The following is a 25,851-nucleotide window of genomic DNA, read 5'->3' as shown; positions in this document are numbered from 1 at the left end:
CGGTGGTGTGAGAGGACGCTAAATAAAATAATTATTTAGCTCCTACTCGATTTATTTTATTCTTTTTATTGAAACAATTTTAAAATTAGAGTCCTCTACCATAGAATCTAAATAAAAAATAACTTCACTTTTATCGCCTTCCTCGCCTTTTAATTTATTTTTCTCAAAAGTTAATCTCCATTTTAAAGATGTGGCATTGCCATAAGAATCCCAATCATAATCATAAAAGAATGCATCTTGAAAAGAATAAGAGTGATTTTCTTTATCTAAGCTCCACAAAGTAGATAAATCTTTGCTATCTATTTTTGAAGAAAATATATCAGGTAAATCGTCTAACTCATAAGGTGTTTCTATCAATTTGATGAAATTAGTTATGTTATTTAGTGACGGAATAGTAGAAGTATCATTTGTTGTATCTAATACTTCATTATTTATTATCATAAAACTATTTGAAGAAGAATTGCCTTTGGATGCTGACAATGAAAAACATTGAGGAGTTTTATTATTTTTAGAGTCTAATATACCAAATATATTTTTGTCACTTGAATATAAATTTTGAAATTTATCATCTTTCCAAGAAAATATATAACATATACTTTTATTTTCTTTTGCACCTTGTAGAATTATTTCTGGTTTTATATCTCTAGATAAATCATATAAATAAATTTTAGGTGACCAATGATTATTTAAAGAGAAAAGTATGTTGTCATTAATTTTACTAGATAAATAAGTACTGTTACTATTATGAGAAATATTTAAATCAACAGTATTATCTTTCTTTATAAATTCTATATGTTCATTTTGACCATCACAAGTCAAATCAGCATTTATGTTTTTAGTTGAATCTATAGGAGCGATGGTTTGTAAAGTATTGCTTTTATTTATAGCAATAACAGTTGTTGATATAAATATTACAATTAACAAAGTTAGAATAAATTTTTTTTTAATTATTAACAAATTCATTATGTATCACCTCAATTAAATTATATGTACATAATATTTTTTTAATTCTAAATTTATAAAAAATATACCCATTTTTAATAATCTTATATTATTAAAAATGGGTATATTTACAATTTATTTCTTTATTATTTTAATTGTTGACAATCTTTACAGTATCCATAAAAATAAACTCTATTATAACAAACTGCAAACTTAGAATGGTCTTCTGCTAATTGATTAAGATAGTCTAAGTTTAAATCTTCAAAGTCATCAATTCTTCCACAAGTTAAACATTGTATATGTGGATGTGAATTAGAATTCCTATCATATCTGAAATTTCCTTCACCCACATTAATTTCTTGGATAAGTCCTACATCGACTAAAGTTTTTAGTGTTTTATATACAGTAGCTAAACTCATGGTTGGATATTGCTCATGAATAGCCTTATATATAGTTTCAGCAGATGGGTGTGATGTAGTGCCTAATAAATAATTGTATACAGCTAATCTTTGTGGTGTTAATTTAAGCTTTTTTTCTTTGAAAATTAAAGCTATTTCACTAATTGTAAACACCTCCATTTATTGTAATATATTATAATTATATAATAATAATAATTAAAAGTCAATTATTATTATTTAATAATAAAATAGGTAGTAATAATTATTAAATAACAAGAAATATACGGAAAAAGTTCATAAAAAATATTATATTATTAATATTTTGTAAATTATCTATTGTGTACTTTATCAAATTCTGTTAAAATATAAATAGGACGAGTTGTTAATTTATTAACAATCTATTTTAGAAATTATGTTATTATAGAGGAGGAGTACGATATGGCAAAATACAAAGTTGGAGACGAATTAATAATAGTTACTGATCCTAATAAAGAGATGGAAAAATTAAAAGAGTTAACTTGTTTAAAAATAGATGGGGACTTTGCACAAATAGCATGGGGTGTAAAAATTGTAGATGTAGAATATAATAAGCCTAATGTAACTTTAACATATATAAATTTTAAAGGTGAAAGAAATAAAGTATTTGCACTATGCAAAGATATAGCAAATTTTGATAAAGAAAAGGTATTAGAAAAAGCGTTATTAAAAGCTTTCCAAAATGAAATAATAAATATAGCAGTTGATAAAAATAGCTAGTGCTTATAGATGATATTATATATGAGCATATTTTTATTATAAGTGAAAAAACTTTAATTTATTACATGTAGAAATTTTCTAACGTAAAGTAAATTAATGTTTTTTCACTTTTTTGTTTTATTATATATAATATGTGATATAATAAGAAAAATTAAATAATAAAATATAATATATATTTGTTAATTAATTAACGTTATATAAAAACTACTTATAATTAATCAGCTCATGTATGAGGAGGAAAAAGTTATGGGAAAATATAAAGTTGGAGAAGAATTAATAATAATTACAGATCAAAGCAAAGAAGTAAAAAAAATAAAAGAATTAAATCAATTAAATATAAAAGATGATTTTGCTCAAATATCTTGGGGTATAAAGGTTATAGATGTAGAGTATGATAAACCAAATGTAACGTTAACTTATATGAATTTCAAAGGTGAAACTAACAAGGTATTTGCAATATGTAAAGATGTAGAAAACTTTGACAATCAAAAGGTATTAGAAAAAGCGTTATTGAAAGCATTTCAAAATGAAATAATAAATATAACAGTAAACAAAAACAACTAGGCTTTTAAGCTATACTATTAATTTTTAATGGTATAGCTTTATTTTTATAAAAAATAAAAAAGTTTATATAAATTTTAAATAAATTAATGTAAAGACTAATTTTACATAGATTTAAAAATTAAAATGTCTTTATAAATAGAAGAATAAAAAGATATATATTATAAAAATATGTAAATATTCTAAAAAACTTTATTTTTGTTATATTTTATAATATAATGATTATGATGGAAACAATTTCTTACAAAAAAAGGGTGTGAGTTTATGGGTAAGTGTCCATTTTGGTCAAGCTCTAAGGAGTATCATGAATGTTATGATTCATGTCCAATGTTAGCAAGTGATATTGAAGATGATGGACAATGTATTTTTAAAGAATACTTATCAGTAAATAGAATAAATTTTAGAGATATAATAAAAGAAGACTATAGCTTTTTAAAGAAATCTATTTATAATGATAAAGGTATTTATTAGTGGATATAAAAAACATCCTATATTTAAATTTTAAATATAGGATGTTTTTTATAATATTTTAATAATTAATCTTGAGTTTCATATGAATTAGTATATTTATGAAGAAGCGATTGCTTTAATGCCCATAAATTTTCAGATAAATCAACATAGTAAGTATGTGGATTTTCAAATCTAAGAACTTCAGACCATAATTTATTTGTTTCATTTTTAGCAAAATCTCTAATTGCAAGTACACTAGGTGATTCATAGATACAATTACCATTATCAAATAATTTAACTTGAAGCTCTTTAGCATAATAATTTTTTAATTTCTTTCTCTTCCAAGTATGAACAGGATCGAAGATAGTCAATGGTTTACTTTCATCTATTCGTTCATTCTTTAAAGCTATTAGATCAGCTAAAGCTTTATGAGAAGATTTATCAAAAATTCTAATTACTTTTTTAAAACCAGGATTAGTTATTTTTTCATCATTTTCACTGATTTTAATTTTAGGTACTAGTTCATTATCATTTTCTATAGCCACTAATTTATAAACACCACCAAATACAGGTTCTGATTTTGCAGTTATTAATCTTTCACCAACACCAAAGGAATCTACACAAGCTCCTTGCTCTAATACGTCTCTAATTATATGTTCATCTAGTGAATTAGAAATAACTATTTTACAATCATCATATCCGGCTTCATCTAACATTTTTCTGCAACGTTTAGTTAAATAGGTTATATCACCAGAATCTATTCTAATACCTGTAGGTCTTTTTCCAAGAGGTTTTAGTATTTCATCAAAAACTTTTATTGCATTAGGTATACCAGACTTTATTACATTATAAGTATCTATTAATAATAAGCAATTATCTGGATAAAGTTCAGCCCAAGACTTAAAGGCTTCGTATTCATTATCAAATAGTTGGACCCAACTATGAGCCATTGTTCCTACAGCAGGGATATTAAACATTTTATCTGAAATAGTACATGCTGTTGAATCACAGCCTCCAATTATTGCAGCTCTAGCACCATAAATAGCACCATCATATCCTTGAGCTCTTCTAGAACCGAATTCCATTACAGTACGATTTCCAGCAGCTCTACAAATTCTATTAGCTTTTGTTGCTATTAATGTTTGATGATTTATGGTTAAAAGTATCATTGTCTCTACAAGTTGTGCTTGAATTACAGGGCCTTTTACTGTTACTAATGGTTCATTTGGAAATACTGGATTTCCTTCTGGAATAGCCCAAACATCACAGCTAAATTTAAAATCTCTTAAATATTTAAGAAAATTATCTGAAAAGATATTTTTGCTTTTTAAATACATAATGTCTTCATCAGTAAATTTTAAATTATTTAAGTATTCTATTAGTTGTTCAACTCCAGCCATGATACAATAACCACCGCCATCGGGAACTCTTCTAAAGAACATATCAAAATATGCAATTTTATTTTGAAGATTTTTATTGAAATAACCATTTCCCATAGTTAATTCATAAAAATCTACCAACATTGTAAGATTTCTCTCGTCTCTAATATTAAATTTATTTTCCATGAATAGTCTCCTTTAAGTAAAGTTCACAATACTATAATTAAGTTATCTACTTATAGTTTGTGAAAGTATCTATAAAAGTATATAATAAAATTATTGTACATCTATAATATAATTATTACAATATAGTTATTTGTTGCATTATTATATAATAATGCAATAATTAAGTAAGGAAAGAGGAAGTTAATGTATAATCTGGATATATATCAAAATGAAGCAGTGATAACTAAGGATAAAAATGCATTAATTATTGCAGCTCCTGGATCTGGAAAAACTACTGTAATAATTAATAGAATATATTATTTAGTTAATAAACTAAAAGTTAGTAATGGACGTATAATAGTAATTACATTTACTAAAGCAGCAGCTAAAAATATGAAAGAAAGATATGAAAATAGGTTTAAGCAAAATACATCACCATTTTTTGGAACATTTCATGGACTCTTTTATAAAATTCTTTTAAGAGCAGGAAAAAACATAGATATAATAGAGGGTAGTATTATAAATAAGCTTATAAAGAAAGTATTAACAAAATATTTTGATGATATTAATGAAGATAAAATTAAAGAAGTTTTAAATAATATATCAATATATAAAACTTCGAGAATAAAACTTTGTGATTTTAAACCATCTATATCTAGAGAAATATTTGAAGAAGCTTTAGACTGTTATGAACATTATAAAAAAGAAAATGAAAAAATGGATTTTGATGATTTAGCAATAGAAGCTTTAGATTTACTTGAAAATAATGAAAAAGCATTAATTTATTATAGAAAATTATTTAAATATATTTTAGTGGATGAATTTCAAGATTGTGATGAATTGCAAATTGAGTTTTTAAAATTAATAAATGATGGTGAAGATAATTCATTATTTGCAGTTGGAGATGAAGATCAATGTATTTATTCATTTAGAGGTTCTAAACCTATGTATATGGTTACTTTTGATAAGATGTTTAAAGAGAGTGCAAAACATTATTTATCAATAAATTATAGAAGTAAAGATAACATAGTTGAAAGGTCTAAGAAATTAATAAAGTTTAATAAGGAAAGAAATAATAAAAAAATACTATCTAATAAAAAAGAAGACGGGATAATTAAGTTTTACACTCCTTATAATGAAAAATCTCAAGGTGATATTTTAGCGGATTTAGTTAAAAATGAAAAAAAATACAATATAGATTATGAAGAAAATGCTATTCTTTATAGAACTAATATGGAGGCTATGAGTGTTATAGACGCATTTACTAAAAATCATATTCCATTTAGATTATTAGATAGACAATATAATTTTTTTGAGCATTTTATTTGTAAAGATTTGATAGCTTATTTAAAATTAGTTGTAAATCCTTTTGACAAGGAGAGTTTTATAAAAATTATAAATAAGCCATTTAGATATATAAGTAAGCATAATATAGATTATGTAAGAAACTATACTATACAGGAAAATCTACTTGATATATTAATAAACAAAGAGGATACTCCACCTTTTCAAAGAAAAAAGCTTGATGAATTAAAGAAGGATTTTAATTATTTAAATAAGATTTCTTTAGGTTCTGCAATTTCATATATAGTTATGGATTTAGAATATATAGATTACTTAAAATCTTATTGTGAAAAGTTTAGTCAAAATCTAGATGATTTAGAAGAAGTAATTGAAGAATTCAAATTATCGGCAGAAGGATTTAAAAATATATTTGATTTTTTAGTTCATATTGAAAATGTAAGTAATGAAATAGAAGAAAGTAAAAATAAAAATCAAAGAGAAGGGGTAATCCTTAGTACAATTCACGGTGTAAAGGGTATGGAATTTAAAAATGTATATCTTGTAAATTGTAACGAAGATACTATTCCACATTCCTCTAGCAAAGAAGAAAATATAGAAGAAGAAAGAAGACTTTTTTATGTTGGTATAACAAGAGCTATAGATAATCTATATTTATTTGCACCAAGAAATAGAAGAGGTCAACTTAAGGAAATATCTAGGTTTGTAGGTGAATCAGGATTTGATAAATTGCCTAAGGATACCTATGGATATAAAATAGGTGATGATATAACTCAAAAGACTTACGGATTAGGAAAAATAAAGTCTATAGAAGAAGATAAAGTTACTATAAGTTTTGAGGATGGAGTTAATAGAAGTTTTTCTTTAAAGGTATTGGCAGAGAATAACTTGATTCAGAAGGTTATTTAGAAAATATGTTCATTCCATTTATTGTTCGATTAAAAATTTAATACATGAATGAAACGATTTTTATGGCTAAATTAAGGCTAAAAACACTAAGGATAGGTAATAACTCTAATAAAACTATAGAAGAGTGTTAAAACGAGTATATGGATTTTTGCAAGGCAATTGGTCAAAGGGAAGCTACCCTAGTTAGTAAGAAAAGATTCTATACTTATGAACTAACAAAACTTATAGATGTAGAAGAAAGTGTAAGTAAATTAACTAGAGATAGAATACAAAAACACATTAATTGTTACAGTAGCATTTTTCTTAGGAACTGGATGTAGAAGTGAAACTTTATTAAATATAAAAGTAAAGGATATTGATTGCTCCCCTTGTAGTAGACACTTAAAATAATAAAAATGTCTATTACCAGGAGGAGCATTTTTTATGTCAAAAAAATATCAAATGAGCAAAAAATTTCAACGATTGAAGCTATTTCTTAATAATGAGATAAGCATACGCTACGCTGCAAGGCAACTTGGCATTGCTTATCAAAGTATACAGACGTGGGTCAACATACTAGTAAGTGTTGACTTACTTACTGATAACTCCTTATACAAATCATTTATAGACATTTCTTTAAACCTACTTAATATGAATAATATTCTACCTTGTGCATGGTTTATATATAATTTCTTATTTTTTCTAATTAGCCTTGTGAAAACTCTTCCAGACAAAAAGTTGACTTTACTTATTAGTAACTCGCCTAATTTATTACTCATTGCCCTCCTATATTTTTATATATAATTATTAAGCTATCAATATATATTTAGGTATATTTAAATCCAACATACCCAATTAAAAGAGTAGTCATTAATTGGTGTTCTTCTTTACGTTGACAGTAATTAGGTCTATACAGCGTTTTTAAAACCTATGTGACACATTGTTATATTTCTTGTTGACATATGACAATGTGTCACATATAATAAGTTTATGACATGTTGTCACTTATTAATTAGATTGGAGGATAAATAATGCCTAAACAAACTTTTTTTAATTTATCTATAGGTAAACAGGAAGCGTTAATTAATGCGGCTATGAAAGAATTTTCAAGAGTTCAATTATTTGAAGCATCGATTTCTAATATTGTTAAGTCAGCTGGGATATCAAGAGGGAGTTTTTATCAATATTTCGATGATAAGGAAGATGTATTCTACTTTTTATTGAATAATCACTCTAAAGAAATGCAAAAGAATTTTATTTTGAGCTTAAAGAAAGTAGATGGAGATATATTCGAAGCATTTATTGAGATGTTTCAATATATGATGAAAAACTTTCAAAACCAACAAAACCGTGACTTTTTTAAAAATATTTTTTTAAATATGAACCATAAAACAGAAAATACATTGACCCAAAATGTGAACGAGAAAATGTGTAATGATCATTTTTCAGAAATCTTTGGATTAATAAATACAACAAATTTGAACGTTACAAAAGATGAAGAAATATTTCTTGTCTTTAAAATTATCATGGCAGTGATGTTTCAAAATCTTATTCATAATTTCGCAGTGGAATTACCATTTGAGGAATCAATAAAAAACTATACTTTAGAAATTAATATGCTCAAAAAAGGGCTTTATAGGGAGGATAAATAATGAATTTATTAGAAATCAAAAATATCAATAAATCTTATACGATCTATAAACAAGAAAAAACTAAAATACTTCACGATGTAAATCTGACTTTTAATAGAGGAGAATTTGTATCCATACTTGGTGAATCAGGGTGTGGTAAATCAACCTTAATGAATATCATTGGTGGAATGGATTCTGACTTTGAGGGAAAGGTTCTTGTAGAAGGAAAGGACATAAAAAATATGAAGGAAAGTGAACTTGATCATTACAGAAAAAGTAAAATAGGGTTCATATTCCAAAGCTTTAATTTAATCCCTCACCTGAGCGTGTTAGAAAATGTATCTATTGCTATGCAAGTGGCGGGTAAAAGTGAAAAAGATCAAAACGAAAGAGCAAAAGAACTTTTAACTGAAGTCGGCTTAAAAGATCACATGATGAAAAGACCGAATCAACTTTCTGGAGGACAAAAACAACGTGTATCAATTGCTCGTGCATTGGCTAATGATCCAGAAATCATTTTAGCTGATGAGCCGACAGGAGCTTTAGACAAAGAGACAAGTCAACAAATATTAGATTTATTAGATAACATAGCAAAAAAAGGAAAGTTAGTTATTGCAGTAACCCATTCTCAAAAGGTTGCCGATTTTGGTAGTAGAATTGTCAAAGTTGATGATGGAAAAATTTTAGAAGATATTAATCTTAAGAAAGGTTATAAATCTCCTAAAAAGTCAAAAAGATCGAGTTCAAAAAGTTTAAGCTATCTGTCTTCATTTAAGCTTGCATTAAAGAATATGAAATTGAATGGAAAAAGAAATGTATTAGTAGCTTTGGGTGGTTCCATAGGTATATTAAGCGTAATTTTGATGTTGTCTTTAGGTAGCGGAGTAACAAGCTTTATTAATGACGAAATCAGTTCCAGTATGAATCCATTAATGATTGAGATTACCAAAGAGGCTGAGGATGGAGTAAATGGACAAGGTTCTAAGATGCCTATGTTCTCAGAAGGAGTACCTTTAAACCAAGCAGATATTGATCAAATCAAAAGTATCAACAATGTAAGCAACATTGAGAAAGTATCATCTTTTACTATGAAAAGTAGTGCAGAATATGAGGACAAACGTTCAGATATACTGCAATTTATCACAATGACGGAATCTGTTAAAGAGGACAAGTTAGAAGAAGGAAACCTTCCAAAGGAAAATGAAGTTCTATTAACAGCAAATCTAGCGAAGTCATTAAGCAGTGAAGAAGAATATAAGTCGCTGATTGGTAAAGAAATAAGTGTCTATGTGAATGAAATAAGTAAAGACAATAAACCTATTATTATTGAAAAAAAATTAGAAGTATCCGGTATATATGAAGCTGAAAGTATGGGATCGCAGGGAATGACTACTGCTTATGTACAATATGAGACTTTAGAAAATGCATATGCAGAGCAAGGATTGACTTTAAATCCAACGCAAATAAATGCTTTTACTGATAAAACAGAACATGTAGAAGATATTAAAGCTACATTAAAAGATGAAGGGTTTGCAAGTTCACAAATGGTTGAAATGCTGAAACAAGTTACATCATATTTAAATATGGCTACCGTAACTCTTGCTGGAATTTCAGGAATTTCCCTTATTGTGTCGGCAATTATGATTTTAGTGGTTCTCTATATAAGTGTGGTCGAGAGAACAAAAGAAATAGGAATTCTACGTGCAGTTGGAGCTAGGAAAAAAGATATAAAACGTATCTTCTTCTCCGAATCGGCTTTACTTGGTTTATTTAGTGGTTTAATAGCTGTGGCAGGTGCTACCGTAATAAGCCTAATTGGAAATAGTATTTTATCCAATAGTTTTGGAGCAGAGCTTATTGATCTAACTGGTCAAACTATGTTGATTGGTATAGCTGTAAGCGTGATTGTAAGTATAATAGCAGGATTCATGCCTTCATCAAAGGCAGCAAAGCTAGATCCTATGGAGTCTTTGAGATATGAATAAAGCAGTAATTCGAACTAAGTACAATAATATTTAAGTAAGAAAGGATGTGTCCACTTGGGTAGGATCAGAAGATATACACCAGAATATAAAGAAATGATAGTAGACTTATATAAATATTAAGCAGTCATTTAGAAAAAAGATGCCCTTATGATAATGCCTTCATACAAGCATTTAAGTACTCTTTATCGATTAAAAGATCTTTTGGAACAATTATAAATATATATACCTTAATAAAGGATTTCATATAAATTTATAGAATATATTACTTTAATGAACAAACATTTATATATTATTAATAATAGAAATAAGGTGATTATATCATGAATGTTAAAATGTGGCTTATTATATTAATTTTAGCGGCAGTTATACTTGTTGCAGTAGGAAAAGTAATAAATCCAAAAGAAGAAAGAGAAAAATATAATAAAAAGAAAATTAAATAAGCATAAGAATGGAGTTTAATACTTCATTTTTATGCTATTTTTATGCCGAAAAATAATAATATTTGGTATAAGTTTATTTTATTATAACTTTTATGAAATATATAGTATAATTATTTGGATATAAAGAAATTGTAAAAAATACGATTAAATTGAATGTAATTAGATTATAATATATAATTTATAATATGTTTAAGAGTAATAATCACTAAATTTGTACGATAAAGGTTGTGTTTAGATGGAGTTAAAAAATTTTAATCCTAAAGATATAATTTTTTCATTAGATATAGGGACAAGATCAATAATAGGAACTGTAGGAATAATAAGAGATAAAAAATTTGAAGTCGTGTGTGAAGAATATATGGAACATGAAGAAAGAGCCATGGTAGATGGTCAAATTCATGATATTAGTCTAGTAGCTTCTGTAGTTGAAAAAGTGAAAAGAATCTTAGAAGAAAGAATAGGAATTACACTTACAGAAGTATCTATAGCAGCTGCGGGCAGATTTTTAAGAACTGTAAATTCAAGGGCAGAAATAGAAATAGATGAAGATCAAGAAATTGATAAGGAAATTGTAAGAAGCTTAGAACTTAGTGTTGTTAAAAATGCAGAAAAAGAAATAGATAATAGTGCAGATGGAAAATTATATTGTGTTGGTTATTCGGTTAAAAGCTTTTATTTAAATGGTTTTGTTATATCTAACTTAATAGGACATAAAGGGAAAACTATTGAAGCAGAAGTAATAGCAACATTTTTGCCGAGATCTGTTATTGATTCTCTTTATTCTGTAATGAATAAGGTAAATTTAAAAGTAACTAATTTAACATTAGAACCTATTGCAGCAATAGAAGCAGCTATACCTAAAAATTTAAGGTTATTAAATATTGCGCTTATAGATGTTGGTGCGGGAACATCAGATATAGCAATAAGTAATAAAGAAACAATATCTGCATATGGTATGGTGCCTATGGCCGGAGATGAAGTTACTGAAATAATAGCCCAGGAGTATTTAGTTGATTTTAATACAGCAGAATTTATAAAAAAATCTGTAAATGAATCTAAAGAAATTGTCTATACTGATGTTTTAGGTCTTGAAAATACAATTTCATCATCAAATGTTATTAAATTGATTGATCCATCAGTAAAAAAAATATCAGAAGAGATTTCAAGTAAGATTTTAGAGTTAAATGGCGGAAAATCTCCAAGTGCTGTATTTTTAGTTGGTGGAGGAGCGCATACACCTAGGCTTTTAGAATGTATAAGTGTAAATTTAAATTTACAACCTCAAAGAATTGCAATTAAAGATAGAAATGCTATTACAGAATGTATATCTGATAATTCTTTGGGATCAGCAGGGGTTACAGTACTAGGAATAGGACTTATAGCATTAAGAAATTTAGGTACAGATTTTATTGATGTTATATTAAATGATACACCAGTTAGTTTATTTAATTCTCATAAGCATACAGTTATGGATGTATTACTTCAAGCAGGTATTAACCCATCACTGCTTATAGCTAAGAATGGTAAAAGCGTAAGATTTAAATATAATGGACGTAAAAGAATTGTATTTGGAGAATATGGAACTAGCGCTAAGATATTTATAAATGGAAATGAATCTGCATTAGAAACAGAAGTTAAGGCTAATGATAATATAGGAGTACAATATGCTAAGAATGGCAATAATGCTAGCCCTAAAGTACGTGATTGTATTGAAAATATAAATTCTATAACTATTTACATTAATGATGAGCTTATAAATTTGGAACCTATAATAACAGTAAATAATAAAATAGAAGATATAAACTGTGAATTGAAAAATAGTGATAAACTTAGAGTATTTATACCAAACAAAGTCTCTGAGATAAAAGAATATGTTTTAAATGATGATGAAATAAGCTTGTTTAAAAATGATATTTTATTAGACGGGGAATATGAAGTTCAAGATGGAGACAGACTTATCAAAAAAGATATTTCATTAATTGAAACACAAATGGAAAACAATGAATTAGAAGATGTTAAATTAACAAGTGATATTAATGAAGAGATGCAAGAACTTAAAAAAGAAGAAAATGCTGAGTCTAAGTTAAATGACAATCTAAATAAAGATGATGAATTAAGCACTGATGATAATTTAAATGATGATGTAAATAAAGATAAATTCCAAGAAAAATTTAATGAAATAAAAGTTATTGTAAACAATAAAGAAATAGTATTAAAAGGCAAAAATGAATATGTTTTTGTTGATATTTTTGATTATATAGATTTTGATTTAACAATTTCAAAGGGCATAATAAATGCTAAAGTTAATGGAGAAAATTCATCATATACAGCTAGAATAGTTGAGGGCGATGTTATAGAAGTTTATTGGTCATAATATCTAGAAGGGAAGTGTGTGTTTATGATAGATTTCAAAAAAGAGGCTAATGATATAAAAGATAAGTTAATTTCAATAAGACGAGATATACATGAACATCCAGAAGTTGGTTTTGAAGAGTGTAGAACTTCAGAACTTATAAAAAACTTTTTAAAAGCAGAAGGTATTGAATATACAGAGGTATCAAAAACTGGAGTTTGTGGAATTATAAAAGGAGAAAAATTAGGCAGCAATAAGACTATAGCAATAAGAGGAGATATGGATGCACTTCCTATACAAGATATGAAATCTTGTGAATATAGTTCAAAAGTAAGTGGGAAAATGCACGCATGTGGACATGATGCTCATACAACAATACTTTTAGGTGTAGCTAAAATATTAAATAAATATAAAAGTGAATTTAGTGGAAATATAAAATTATTATTTGAACCTGCTGAAGAAACTGTTGGTGGAGCTCAATATATGATACAAGATGGAGTTTTAGAAAATCCAAGGGTTGATTATGTGCTAGGTCTTCATGTTGATGAAAATGTAAGCATTGGAAATATAGAAATTAAAAAAGGTGTTGTTAATGCTGCATCTAATCCATTTAAAATAAAGATTACAGGTCAAGGGGGACATGGAGCTGCACCACATACAACAATTGATCCTATTGTTGTAGCTAGTCATATAGTAGTTGCACTTCAAAGCATAGTTAGTAGAGAAATATCGCCTGTAAATCCAGCGGTAATTACTATTGGAACAATAAATGGGGGAACAGCTCAAAATATTATTCCAGGAGAAGTTACATTAAGTGGAATAATTAGAACAATGACAAAAGAAGATAGAAGCTTTTCAATTGAAAGATTAAAAGAAATTGTTAATGGAATTGCTTTGTCTTCAAGAGCAAAAGCAGAAATAGAGATAGAAGAAAGCTATCCTTGTCTATACAATGATGATTATATGGTAGAATTACTAAAGAGCTCTGCAAGCCATATATTAAAAAATGAAAATGTACTTGAACAAAAGGCACCACATATGGGAGTTGAAAGTTTTGCATATTTTGCAATGGAAAGACCTGGAGCATTTTATTTTCTAGGATCAGGAAATAAACAAAAGAAAACTACTGAACCTGCACATAGCAGTTTATTTAATATAGATGAAGATTGTATACCACTTGGTGTAGCAATTCAGTGTTTAACAGCATTTAATTATTTAACAAAATAACCAAAAGAAAAATTATAGGAGTGATAATATTTGAAAATCGAAATAGGAGCTAATGAAGCCGGTCAAAGATTAGATAAATTTTTAAGAAAGTTATTAAAGGACGTTCCACTAAGTGCAATATTTAAAGCTTTAAGAAAAAAAGATATAAGAGTTAACGGTAAAAAGCAAAGTGAAAAGTATTTCTTAGAAGAAGGAGATATTGTTGAAATAAAATATATAAAGAGTAATCCGGAAAAGAAAGAAAAATTTATTCAAGTGAATTTTAGTGGAATGAAAACAGCATATGAAGATGAAAATTTATTAGTCGTTGAAAAATGGCCGGGTATTTTAGTACATCCTGATAAAGATGAAAAAGAACCTACATTAACAGATTATGTACTTTCATATTTAAAAGAAAAAGGATCATATGTTCCAGAAAATGAAATTACATTTACACCTGCACCATGTAACAGATTAGATAGAAATACATCTGGTTTGGTTATGTTTGGAAAAACATTTGAAGGATTAAAATCTATTAATGAAACAATAAGAGAAGATAGAGTAAGAAAATATTATGTAGCTTTAGTTAAGGGAAAGGTAAAGGATGGATTATATACAGGATATATATTAAAGAATCAAGATACAAATATATCTAAGGTATATGAAAAAGAAGTACCAGATTCTAAAAAAATAGCAATGGAAGTTACTACAACACAAACTAATGGTGCATATTCACTACTTGAAATTAATTTAATTACAGGAAGAAGTCATCAAATAAGAGCTCATTTATCACATTTAGGAAATCCTATAATTGGTGATGATAAATATGGTGATAGAAAGTTAAATTCATTCTTCAAAAATAAATATGGATTAGAATATCAATATTTATATGCTTATAAATTAGTTTTTAAAGAAATGAAAGGTAAAGTAGATTATTTAACAAATAAAACTGTAGTTAATGCTTTACCTCCGATATTAAAGAAGATAAAGAGTGATGTATTTAAATTTTCACTTAGATAGGGGTTTAATATGAAAGAAGAATCATCTACTAAAGGCTTTGTAATTCTTTCAGCAGCAGGACTTTTAGCTAAACTGATGTCTGTATTTTATGTTCCGTTATTAAGAAGAACAATAGGCCTTGAAGGCCTTGGAATATACCAAATATGTTATGAAGTATTTATATTTGCATATGCAGTAACTACTTTAGGAGCTCAGCCAGCAATTGCAAAAGTTGTAGCTGAGCTTACCGCTACGAAAAATAAAAGAGATGCAATTAAGGCGCTAAAGATATCTACAATACTTTATGCTGGCGTTGGAGGGGTAATAAGTATACTTATTATGATGTTATCTACTCCTATAGCAAATGCAATAGGAACACCAGAGGCAGCATATGGATTATTATTTTTAGCTCCAAGTATTTTTGTAACTTCTATATTATCAGCATATAGGGGATATTTTCAGGGTAAAAATAATATGACAGCAATCGCTGTATCTCAAGTCTTAGAACAAGTAATAAATGTTGGTGTGAGTTTAGCATTTGCTTATGTTCTAGTAAAAATAAGTGTTCCTTATGGTAGTGCAGGTGGAACAGTAGGTACTACGTTAGGTGCAATAATAGCATGTCTTTATATGGTATATGTATATTATAAGAAAAATTATGAAGGTGAAGCATTTGATTTAGAATCACCTGTTAAAAGAGTAGGCAATAAGAGAATAGTTAGAAAATTGGTTAAGTATGGAGTACCTATTACATTAAGTGCTGGATTACAGAACTTAGGAAGCTTAATTGATATGGTAAATGTAAAAAATAGATTAGCTTATGCTGGTTTTTTAGAAAAACAAGCTAATGAGCTTTACGGAATACTCGGAACTTACAAAACATTACTTTCTGTTCCATTAGTAATAGTTACAGCACTAGCTACAACAGTATTACCTGCAATCGTAAGTGCAGTAGCTATGAAAGATAAAAAGGAAATTAGAAGAAAAGTAAATTTTGCATTTAGAATAACTTATGCAGTAACAATACCTGCTGCTGTAGGACTTGCAGTTTTAAGTAAAGAAATTTATTTATTATTATATGGTTCAGAGCAGGGATATGAATTAATGATATATGGTTCTGTAGTTGTAATACTAATGGCTGTTGTACAAATTCAAAATGTTATATTGCAAAGTATGAATAAACTTTACTTTGTTTTGGGAACATTTATGATAGGTATAGTAGCTAAAATAGCTACAAATTACATATTAGTTGGAATGCCAGAGATTAATGTATTAGGTGCGGTTTTTGGTAACTTTTTATGGTTTGCAATACCGTTTATATTAAATCAGCAAAAGCTTAGCAAAACATTAAAAATGAGGCTACCAATATTTAAACATACATTAAAACCTCTCCTATCTTCAATAGGGATGGTTGCAGGTATATACTTGATTAAAGAACCCTTTGGAGTGTTACTTATATTATTAAATGCTGGAGGAGTATTACAAGGGTTAGTAACAATACTTATGATTTCAGTAGGCGGATTTGCATACTTGTACTTAATGATAGTACTAGGTGGTATTAGAAAAAATGATATTACATCATTCTCTCAAAAAGCATATAATATATTACCAAGATTTTTAAGAGTAAGGTTAAAATAATATTAATTATGTTTGAACAGAATGCTGATATATGCATAAGCAAAGATGGACAAAATTAAAAAAATAAATTTAACTAATATACAGTTACTGAGTAAGTTTGAGAAATAAAATATTAAATAATTAAAGAGAAAGTTCATGTTTCTAAATCTGGAATTTAGAAACATGAACTTTTTCTTTTGTAGGAAATTATAGAATTTTTGGGGCTTTAAAACCGATAAAATTTAAGCTAAGGTAAATATTAATTGAGAATTAAGCGTTGAAAATTGAGAGTAAAGGAAAAAATTCCATTGTGGAATTTTAAAATGTATATTTTAGGAAAACTAATAAGACTTTAAACAAAAACTCTCAACTCTCATCTTTCCACTTTCAACTAAAAAATTATACATCACTTTCACCAAATGTTCCAAGATATAAAAATATTATAAAAGTTAAACCAATTACCATAAAGCTATTTATTATAGGTAGATTAACTAAAACATTTTTAGAGAATATATTAATAATTAAAAAGCTTAAAATACCAAGAAGTAGATATATTATTACATTTGTAAAATTTAAACTTATATTAATGTGTTTATTAACTTCGTATAAATTAAGTGATAAGCCAATACCACAAGCTATAAATAGAGTAATACTATTACCAAAAATATTTATACAAGGTATTGCGGTAAATACATATAAACATACTAACTCAATTGAAGCTTCAATTAATGAATTTCTAAGAATAACCCCCTGTCTATTAAGACCATTTAAAATTCCAAACATGGTAGTAGAAGTGAAGAAAACTGGTGCAGCAAGTGATGCAACTCGAATATATTGACCTAAATCATTTCTACCATAAAAAATTTTCCCTAATTCATCAGGAACAATATTGCATATTATAGTCGTTGAAAGTCCAAGTAAAAAGGCTAGTTTAATTACTTTTCTAATACGAAGAGAAGCCTTGTACTGATTTCCTTGACTTAAAGTTTGAGAAAGATCTGGTATAAGCAAAGTATTTATAGTTGAAACAACAATGAGAGGTATGGCGATTAAACCCATAGCCATACCATTATATTTACCAATCAAGCTTAAGGCTTCAGAATAATTAAAACCAGCACATACTAATCTTCTAGGTACAACTAAAGTACAAAGTGTAGCTAAAATGTTGCTTAAGAAGCCATTTAAACACAAAGGAATTGCCACGATTATCACATCAAACAATAATTGAAATCTACCCTCTGGTTTTTCATATGATTTTGGAACTTTTTTTACAGTATATTTGTAATAAACAAATAAACATAATAAGCTTTGAAATTCACCAATGCATAATGCAACAGTAGCCAATGTAACCATATTTTGAAGCGTCTTAGCTTTTAAGAAAAATATTAAAATACTTACAGTTACAATTCTCATAGCTTTTTCAAAAATATCAATAATAGCAGGTGCTTTTATTTCTGATGTTCCATAAAAGTAGCCTTTAAAAATATTTGAAATGGCAATACAAACCATAGCTGGACATATAACACGTATAGCATCAATAGTTCGCACATCATTAACACCATATTTACCTATTACTGGTGCAGCAAAAAAAACCATTATTCCAATAAGTAAAGCCCAGGTTATGTTAAAAAGAGAAACAATTCGTATAGTTCTAGTTATATTTTTATATTCTCCTTTTTGTTTATATATTGCAGATGTTTTAGAAATAGCAGCTACAATTCCTGCGCTCATAAGGCATATGAACAAATTATAAATTGGCATAACTAAGTTATATAAGCCCATACCCTCGGGACCAAGTATTTTAGACAAATATATAGTAAATATAAATCCAAGAATTCCTGTTGTTATATTAGAAGCCGTCAGTAAAAAAGAATTCTTTAAAAAGTTGTCTTTACTCAAATCTAATTCACTCCTTTAAATTACAATAAAGCATATTCAAAGTAACGACTAAATATGAACATTTTAAATTAAAAGTTAAGATATGATAAACATTTTAATGTAAAAGGTTAAGCTTAAGGGTATATTTTATTAGATTTAAAATATAAATTTAACAAGGGAAAATATATGGTTAATTTTATACTGAGGGGGTTAAGATTTGAAAAGGTTTTGTCAATTTTTATTTAGTTCTGTTATAATAGTAAGTTTAGCTTTTTTATTGTTTAAATTTTCAGGAATTTACAGAGTAAACATTTTAAAAGATAATATAGATTGGAGTATTTCATCTAAAAATTGTAAGGATGCAGTGGCTTTTGATAAAGATGAATATGAAAATACATATGTAGCGTATAAGAACTATATAAAATTATTAAAAGATGATGGAAGAGAAGAAATTTTAGTACAAAATAAGTCTTTTTCAATAGAAAGTTTAGTTTGTACTAATGATGATATGTATTTTATTTCAAATGATGAACTTTATCATTATAATATATCAAGTAAATTTTTAGAGGTAATTTTAAAAGAAATACCAACAAATGGTGAAAATCTTGACAGAAATCTTATATTTAAGGATTCAAGTTTACTTTTATCAATTGGAGCAGCAACTAATTCTGGAATAGCGGAAAGTAATAGTGAAGTAGATTTTGGCAAAATACCATATGATAAAAGTCCTATAAACATTGTATTGAATGGTGAAAATTATGGGCAAGAAAAAACAGGTGCATATATGCCGTATACTAATTCAAGTATTAGAGGACAAAAAATAAGTGCTGAAAAGTTTGGAAATGCCTCAGTTGTAAAAGTGGATTTAAAAACGAATAAGACCTCTTTATATGCATGTGGAATAAGAAATGTAACGGGGTGGGATTTAGATAGTAATAATAATTTGATAGCATTAATTGGTGGCATGGAGGAAAAAGGGTTAAGACCTGTTAAAAGAGATTTTGACTATTTATATAAATTACAAGAAGGAAACTGGTATGGATGGCCGGATTTTAGTGGAGGCGATCCTATAAGTTCACCAAGATTTAATGATGAAAATAAATTAACACCTATAATAAGCAATCCACCTAATAAAATTGTTAATGGACCAGAGTATCAATTCTCTAAAGTTAATAGTATTAGATGTTTAGCAGTATATAAAGATGAAAAAATATTAGATAAAGATTCAAATATTTTTTATGATAAAAAGGATAATGTTATAAGCTCAGTAAATCAAAATGGTGTTTTATATAAATTATTAAAACTAAAAAATGAAAGTGATATAAAAGGAATAAAATATTCATGTGGAAATATATATATATTAGATTCAGGTATAGGATGCATATACAAATTGCAATCTGGTAATTTAGGATTAAAATTTAATTTACCTAAACCTGTTTGGATATTTATAATAATTCTTTTATTTACTTTACTTATACTAAATATAATTAGATTTAATAATAAAAAGAAAACTAGTATTTAAAAGTAAAATAGAAGCTACTCTATAAAATTAATTTTTAAAATATTTATAGGGTAGTTTCTTATTTTAATTAAATTTTTTCATATAATTTAAAATTTTTTAGACTAAAGATTACTAAAATATGTGTTTTCATATTTAATAATATGTTTAATAATGATAGAATATATACTTAGAGGGAAAAGAGGGGAAATTTATGGGAAAAACATTGGTTATTAATTTAGAGGATATTAATTTAAAGGGTGATGTATTAGATGTTGGTCAAGAAAACTTTGGTATAATATATAGTATCTCAAAAGAAGTGGAATCTGAATTGTCACTAGATTATGTTTTTAGTAATGATAAAGACGGGTTAGAAGGAAGTGAATATGATGCATGTACACTTTTTTTTAATTTAAATAGATTTTGGAGTAACATAGAAAAAGAAAAGTTAATTAAAGAAATTAATTCTTATATAAAAGAGAATGGAGAAATATTAATTTGGGATATTAATAAAGAAAGAGGTAAATTATTTAATAATAAAATAAGAGTTATACTTCCAAAGGGTAAAGTAAAAGAATTTACATTCAAGAATTTGAATCCAATAATAAGTTCGAATGTAGAAAATATAAAAAAGATACTTTTAAAATACTTTGATATAGAAGAGATAAAGGTTTGGGAGGATATGTTTTTTATAAGAGCTAAAAAACTTAAAAATGAAATAAACTCTAAAGAAGTAGAGGAGACAAATACGAATGAGGATATTACTTACAGCAATTAACTCTAAATTTATTCATAGTAATTTAGCAGTTAGATATTTAAGAAATTTCACTAAAGATATGGATTGTGGAAGTATAATAAGGGAATTTTCTATTAATGATAGAGAAGAAAAGATATTAGAAGAAATTATTAGTGAAAAGCCTGATGTTGTTGCTTTTTCGGTTTATATATGGAATGTAGAAATGGTTACAAGATTGGCTAACCTTATCAAGAATGTAGATGAAAACATTGAAATCTTATATGGAGGACCAGAGGTGTCATTTGATTCACCGAAGTTTTTGGAAAATAGCATTGGAGAATATATTATTGAAGGAGAAGGCGAAAAAACTTATAGAGATTTTGTTTCATATAAGCTTGGAGCTAAGGAATTGAAGGAAATAAAAGGGCTTCATTATAAGTTAGATGGAAAGGTATGCTCAAACGAAAAAAGACCACTTATGTCTATGGATGACTTAGTGTTTCCTTATGAAGAAAATGAAGATTTAAATAATAAAATAGTTTATTATGAAGCTTCAAGAGGATGCCCATTTAACTGTAAATATTGTCTTTCATCAACAAGTCATGGTGTTAGATTTTTGAATATTGAAAGAGTGATAAAGGAATTACAATATTTCATTGATAAAAGAGTTAGACTAGTTAAATTTGTAGATCGTACATTTAATTGTAATTATAAATTTTCAATGGCTATATGGAAGTTTTTAATAGAATCAGATACAGAAACAAAGTTTCACTTTGAAATATCAGCAGATATTTTAAAAGAGGAGGAAATTAAGTTACTGTCAAAAGCTCCAAAAGGAAGATTCCAATTTGAAGTTGGAGTTCAAACAACAAATGATAAGGTTCTTAATAATATAAATAGATTCGTTAACTTTGAAGATATAAAAGAAAAAGTTGATGAGCTTATGGCTATAAAGAACATTCAACAGCATTTAGACTTAATCGCAGGTCTTCCAGGAGAAAATTATGAGTCATTTGTTAATTCTTTTAATGATGTTTATAAAATAAGACCAGAAGAAATTCAATTGGGATTTTTAAAATTATTAAAGGGATCTTCAATGAGAGAAGAAGCTGAAAAGTATCAAATGAAATTTTCACCTTATCCACCATATGAGATATTAAAGACAGATTGTATTAATTATGATGAACTACTAAAATTAAAAAAAGTAGAAGCTATGGTAGATAAGTATTATAATTCCAAAAAGTTTAATAATATTATTAAATTTTTTGAAAGCAAATTTGAGACACCATTTGAGTTTTATTATTCACTAGGAAATTTCTTTCATAGAAAAGGATATTTTAATAAAAATATTGGAAATATAGAGTATTATAAAGTATTTTTAGACTTTAATAATGAAGTTTTGAAAAATAATAACGATATATTAAATGAAATATTAAAATTTGATTATTTAATATTTAATAAAAAGCGTGGACTACCAGACTTTTTAAGAAGTAATATTAAAAAAGAAGAAGAAAAAGATATAAAAGATAAATTAAGGGATAAATATTCATTTAAAGAGTATTATTTGGAAAAGTTTTCAATAGATATTCAAGAATATATTTTAAATGGAAATATACAAATGTCAGAAAATTATTATTTATTTAATAATACTGGTGACTGTGTGAATGTAAAAAATAAGTTAGAAGTAGCAAAAGGAAGTAAATGGATATAAAATAAAGATAACCTTTACATAATCGCTACTTTAATGAAATTTGACCATTTTTAGCATTTAATAATTTAAAATTCTTGAAAATATACAAAAATAGTGTATAATAAAATAGAGACAAAGTAATTAATACTATATAAAGTATTAATATATATATTATTTTTATATTTAAGGGCATGAAGGTGGTGATATTTTGGCATTAGAAGCAATTGAAGAAATAAAAAAAGCTGAGACTAAAGCAGAAGAAATTCTTAAAGAAGCTAATAATGAAGCTAAAGATATAGTTATGAAAGCTACAGATGAGGCTGAAAAGCAATATCTTGATACTTTATCTTCTGCAAAAGAAAAAGCAAATAAAATTATTTCAAAGGCTGTAGAAGCAGCAAATAAAAAAGCAGAGCCTATTATAAATAAGGGCAAGCAAGAATCTGTAGATATACTACATATATCTGCAGATAAGAAAAATAATGCTGTTAAATTAGTGATTGAGAGGATAGTGAAGATTCATGGCAATAGTTAAGATGAATAAGTTCACCTTGTTAGCCTTTGAATCAAAGAAAAATGAACTTCTTGAAAGAATACAAAACTTCTCAGAAGTTGAATTTATCAATCTACAAGATGAGAATATTCAAGAAAAAAATGAAGTTCTTAATGAGTTAGATAAAGATCAAATTGATTCTGACATATCAAGGTGGGAAGAAGAATTATCAAAAGCTAAATTTGCCCTACAGTTCTTAAAGGACTATGTGCCTAAACAATCATTAATAAAGTCTTTACGTACAGAAAAGCTTTCATTAACTCCAAAAGAACTAGAACAAAGAGTATTAAATGGAGAATGGGAAAGTGTCTATGATAGAGTTAAAGAAAAAGAGCATGTTTTAGCTTCATTAGACAATGAAAAGACTAGATTACAAGGAAGTGTTCAAAGCTTAAAACCATATGAAAATTTTAATTCAGCATTAGGATTTTTAGATGATTTAAAAGTAACTGAATATTTCTTAGGAAGCATTGCTAACCAATATGAGGAAGCATTGAAAAATGATTTAAGTGATTGTTATTTAGAAATTATATCAAAAGACAATCAAGACACTTACTTTTTCCTTTTAGCTCATAAGGATAACAAGGAAGAAGTGGAAGAGGTGCTAAGAGGGTTTGGATTTAGTCCGTTTAAAACAGATGAGAAAGAACTCCCTTTAAAGCTTATTCAAGAATATAATGAAAGAATGTCCTTAATTGATTCAGAAAAGTTCTTAGTAAAAGAAGAATTATCAGGATTTGAGGAAAATTTAGGAAGCTTGAAATTAGCTTATGAATATTATTATAACTTAGTAAATAGAAAATCTATTACTAATAGATTTTTAAAGACAGATAAAACTGTCTTATTACAAGGTTGGGTTCCTAGCGCAAAAAATGATAGGTTAACTCAAATTACTAAGGGTGTATTAGGCGAGGATTACTATTTAGCTTTTGAAGATGTTAAAGAAGAAGAAATTGATGATGTACCTATTAAATTACAAAATAATGATTTAAATGCATCATTTGAATCAGTAACATCAATGTATGCTTTACCTAAGTATAATGACATAGATCCAACCCCATTTGTTACACCATTCTATTTAGCTTTCTTTGGAATGATGGTTGCAGATGCCGGTTATGGATTATTAATGTTATTAGGAACTCTTGGAGCATTAAAGTTATTTAATTTTAATGAAGAAACTAAGAAAATGATTAAATTCTTTATGTATTTAAGTTTCCCAACAATGGTATTTGGACTAATTTATGGTTCATTCTTTGGAGACTTAATAAGTATTAAAGGTTTGATTAATACAAGCACTGATGTTATGACGATACTAGTTATGTCAGTAGTGTTTGGTGCAATTCAAATTGTATTTGGATTATTAATAAAAGCAACAGTATTAATAAGAGCAGGAAAAACATTAGATGCTTTTATGGATGCAGGATCATGGCTTATAACTCTATTTTCCATTGGAGGAATTGCTGCTGGATCGATGCTTAATATACCAGTACTTAAGACAGTATCTATAGCAGGTGCTATTATTGGTTCTATCTTAATTGTTTTAACACAAGGAAGACAAATGGAATCAAAAGGTGGAAAAATAGGTCAAGGTCTTTATGAATTATATGGTATTACAGGATACGTAAGTGACTTAGTATCATACACAAGACTTATGGCGATAGGTTTATCAGGTGGATCTATAGCAGGAGCTATAAATATGATTATGAAAATGGTATCAGATAATGGTAATTCCCTTTTAGGAACTATTCTTTTTGCACCATTAATATTTATCATGTTCCAAACAGTAAACTTATTATTATCATTATTAAGTGGGTATGTTCATACATTAAGACTTACTTATGTAGAATATTTCTCGAAATTTTACGATGGTGGTGGAAAAGCATTTAAGCCACTTGAGGCAAAAAATGAATACATTAATTTAAGAGAAGAGTAGGAGGAAAATTTAAAATGGATATGAGTTGGATTAAGTTTTTTATAGAAAATAACGGTGGATTTGTTATGGGAGCACTAGGTGTTGCTTTAGCAGTAGGAATGTCAGGAATAGGATCATCAAAAGGTGTTGGTATCGTAGGTGAAGCAGCAGCAGGATTATTATCAGAACAACCAGAAAAATTTGGTAAAGCGTTAATTCTTGAATTATTACCAGGTACACAAGGTCTTTATGGATTTGTTATAGGGTTATTAGTATTTTTACAATTAACTCCAGAAACAACTTTTTCACAAGGTGTATACTTATTATTTGCTTGTTTACCAGTAGCTATCACTGGTTTATGGTCAGGTATTGCTCAAGGTAAAGCAGCAGCTGCTGGTATTCAAATATTAGCTAAAAACCCAGAACATAATACTAAAGGTATGGTTCTTGCAGCGATGGTTGAAACTTATGCATTATTAGGATTCGTTGTATCATTCTTATTAGTAAATGGT

22 protein-coding genes are annotated in these 25,851 nt (G+C 27.1%); 17 read left to right on the top strand and 5 right to left on the bottom strand.

Annotated elements, in window-relative coordinates; all coding sequences use genetic code 11:
• Positions 1–51: 51 nt before the first annotated feature.
• Positions 52–963 carry a hypothetical protein gene (locus RYM86_RS16800; protein ID WP_315081925.1) on the bottom strand — a complete coding sequence of 304 codons (912 nt, stop codon included), beginning with the start codon at positions 961–963 and terminating at the stop codon, positions 52–54.
• A gap of 125 nt (positions 964–1,088) precedes the next feature.
• Positions 1,089–1,520 carry a Fur family transcriptional regulator gene (locus tag RYM86_RS16795; protein WP_315081924.1) on the bottom strand — a complete coding sequence of 144 codons (432 nt, stop codon included), beginning with the start codon at positions 1,518–1,520 and terminating at the stop codon, positions 1,089–1,091.
• Between the two features lie 258 nt (positions 1,521–1,778).
• Here RYM86_RS16795 and RYM86_RS16790 point away from each other — a divergent pair, with 258 nt between their 5' ends.
• The 3 genes from RYM86_RS16790 (at position 1,779) to RYM86_RS16780 (ending at position 3,128) form a co-directional block, all read left to right on the top strand.
• On the top strand, positions 1,779–2,096 hold the full coding sequence (locus tag RYM86_RS16790; RefSeq protein ID WP_315081923.1) for a hypothetical protein: 318 nt from the start codon (positions 1,779–1,781) through the stop codon (positions 2,094–2,096).
• 246 nt (positions 2,097–2,342) lie between these two features.
• Complete coding sequence (locus RYM86_RS16785; RefSeq protein WP_315081922.1) at positions 2,343–2,660, top strand: hypothetical protein; 318 nt, start codon at positions 2,343–2,345, stop codon at positions 2,658–2,660.
• A gap of 261 nt (positions 2,661–2,921) precedes the next feature.
• Positions 2,922–3,128, top strand: coding sequence for a hypothetical protein (locus RYM86_RS16780; protein WP_315081920.1), 207 nt, complete (start codon positions 2,922–2,924; stop codon positions 3,126–3,128).
• 65 nt (positions 3,129–3,193) lie between these two features.
• Here the strand turns inward: RYM86_RS16780 and RYM86_RS16775 are convergent, their stop codons facing one another.
• On the bottom strand, positions 3,194–4,672 hold the full coding sequence (locus RYM86_RS16775; protein ID WP_315081919.1) for a nicotinate phosphoribosyltransferase: 1,479 nt from the start codon (positions 4,670–4,672) through the stop codon (positions 3,194–3,196).
• Between the two features lie 183 nt (positions 4,673–4,855).
• Here RYM86_RS16775 and RYM86_RS16770 point away from each other — a divergent pair, with 183 nt between their 5' ends.
• Positions 4,856–6,862, top strand: coding sequence for an ATP-dependent helicase (locus tag RYM86_RS16770; protein ID WP_315081917.1), 2,007 nt, complete (start codon positions 4,856–4,858; stop codon positions 6,860–6,862).
• Positions 6,863–7,002: 140 nt separating this feature from the next.
• Positions 7,003–7,182, top strand: coding sequence for a hypothetical protein (locus RYM86_RS16765; RefSeq protein WP_315081916.1), 180 nt, complete (start codon positions 7,003–7,005; stop codon positions 7,180–7,182).
• 207 nt (positions 7,183–7,389) lie between these two features.
• On the opposite strand, the gene RYM86_RS16760 is transcribed toward RYM86_RS16765, so the two are convergent.
• Complete coding sequence (locus tag RYM86_RS16760) at positions 7,390–7,620, bottom strand: MarR family transcriptional regulator (RefSeq protein ID WP_315081915.1); 231 nt, start codon at positions 7,618–7,620, stop codon at positions 7,390–7,392.
• Positions 7,621–7,872: 252 nt separating this feature from the next.
• On the opposite strand from RYM86_RS16760, the gene RYM86_RS16755 reads away from it, so the two are divergent.
• From RYM86_RS16755 to RYM86_RS16730, 6 genes are all read left to right on the top strand, one after another.
• Entirely contained in the window at positions 7,873–8,493 is a 621-nt protein-coding gene (locus RYM86_RS16755; protein ID WP_315081913.1) for a TetR family transcriptional regulator, read from the top strand.
• Positions 8,493–10,457, top strand: a complete 1,965-nt coding sequence (locus tag RYM86_RS16750; RefSeq protein ID WP_315081911.1) for an ATP-binding cassette domain-containing protein — start codon at positions 8,493–8,495, stop codon at positions 10,455–10,457. Before RYM86_RS16755 ends, RYM86_RS16750 begins: the two co-directional genes overlap by 1 nt.
• A 675-nt stretch (positions 10,458–11,132) precedes the next feature.
• The gene (locus RYM86_RS16745) at positions 11,133–13,271 is read left to right on the top strand and encodes a cell division protein FtsA (RefSeq protein ID WP_315081909.1); all 2,139 of its coding nucleotides are present in this window, start codon (positions 11,133–11,135) and stop codon (positions 13,269–13,271) included.
• 24 nt (positions 13,272–13,295) lie between these two features.
• Positions 13,296–14,477, top strand: coding sequence for an amidohydrolase (locus RYM86_RS16740; protein WP_315081908.1), 1,182 nt, complete (start codon positions 13,296–13,298; stop codon positions 14,475–14,477).
• A gap of 30 nt (positions 14,478–14,507) precedes the next feature.
• Positions 14,508–15,476, top strand: a complete 969-nt coding sequence (locus RYM86_RS16735; RefSeq protein WP_315081906.1) for an RluA family pseudouridine synthase — start codon at positions 14,508–14,510, stop codon at positions 15,474–15,476.
• A gap of 9 nt (positions 15,477–15,485) precedes the next feature.
• Positions 15,486–17,093, top strand: a complete 1,608-nt coding sequence (locus RYM86_RS16730) for a polysaccharide biosynthesis protein (protein WP_315081905.1) — start codon at positions 15,486–15,488, stop codon at positions 17,091–17,093.
• A gap of 378 nt (positions 17,094–17,471) precedes the next feature.
• Here the strand turns inward: RYM86_RS16730 and spoVB are convergent, their stop codons facing one another.
• Entirely contained in the window at positions 17,472–18,971 is a 1,500-nt protein-coding gene (spoVB, locus tag RYM86_RS16725) for a stage V sporulation protein B (RefSeq protein WP_315081904.1), read from the bottom strand.
• A 196-nt stretch (positions 18,972–19,167) separates the two neighbouring features.
• Between spoVB and RYM86_RS16720 the strand changes: the two genes are divergently transcribed.
• From RYM86_RS16720 to RYM86_RS16695, 6 genes are all read left to right on the top strand, one after another.
• Positions 19,168–20,472: a hypothetical protein gene (locus tag RYM86_RS16720; RefSeq protein WP_315081903.1), complete on the top strand. Its 1,305-nt coding sequence runs from the start codon at positions 19,168–19,170 to the stop codon at positions 20,470–20,472.
• A 190-nt stretch (positions 20,473–20,662) separates the two neighbouring features.
• The gene (locus tag RYM86_RS16715; protein ID WP_315081902.1) at positions 20,663–21,226 is read left to right on the top strand and encodes a hypothetical protein; all 564 of its coding nucleotides are present in this window, start codon (positions 20,663–20,665) and stop codon (positions 21,224–21,226) included.
• On the top strand, positions 21,201–22,895 hold the full coding sequence (locus RYM86_RS16710; RefSeq protein WP_315081901.1) for a B12-binding domain-containing radical SAM protein: 1,695 nt from the start codon (positions 21,201–21,203) through the stop codon (positions 22,893–22,895). Before RYM86_RS16715 ends, RYM86_RS16710 begins: the two co-directional genes overlap by 26 nt.
• Before the next feature lie 187 nt (positions 22,896–23,082).
• A complete protein-coding gene (locus RYM86_RS16705) occupies positions 23,083–23,409 on the top strand; it encodes an ATPase (RefSeq protein ID WP_315081899.1) in 327 nt (108 codons plus the stop codon).
• Positions 23,396–25,360: a V-type ATP synthase subunit I gene (locus RYM86_RS16700; protein ID WP_315081897.1), complete on the top strand. Its 1,965-nt coding sequence runs from the start codon at positions 23,396–23,398 to the stop codon at positions 25,358–25,360. Before RYM86_RS16705 ends, RYM86_RS16700 begins: the two co-directional genes overlap by 14 nt.
• Positions 25,361–25,374: 14 nt before the next feature.
• Positions 25,375–25,851: V-type ATP synthase subunit K (locus RYM86_RS16695; RefSeq protein WP_315081895.1), on the top strand; the 477-nt coding region annotated here is incomplete at its 3' end.

It is taken from the genome of uncultured Clostridium sp. (genome assembly GCF_963527835.1).
GTDB lineage: Bacteria > Bacillota > Clostridia > Clostridiales > Clostridiaceae > Clostridium.
The sequence above is the reverse complement of the archived record's forward strand: the minus strand, read 5'-3'. Positions and strand labels throughout refer to the sequence as shown.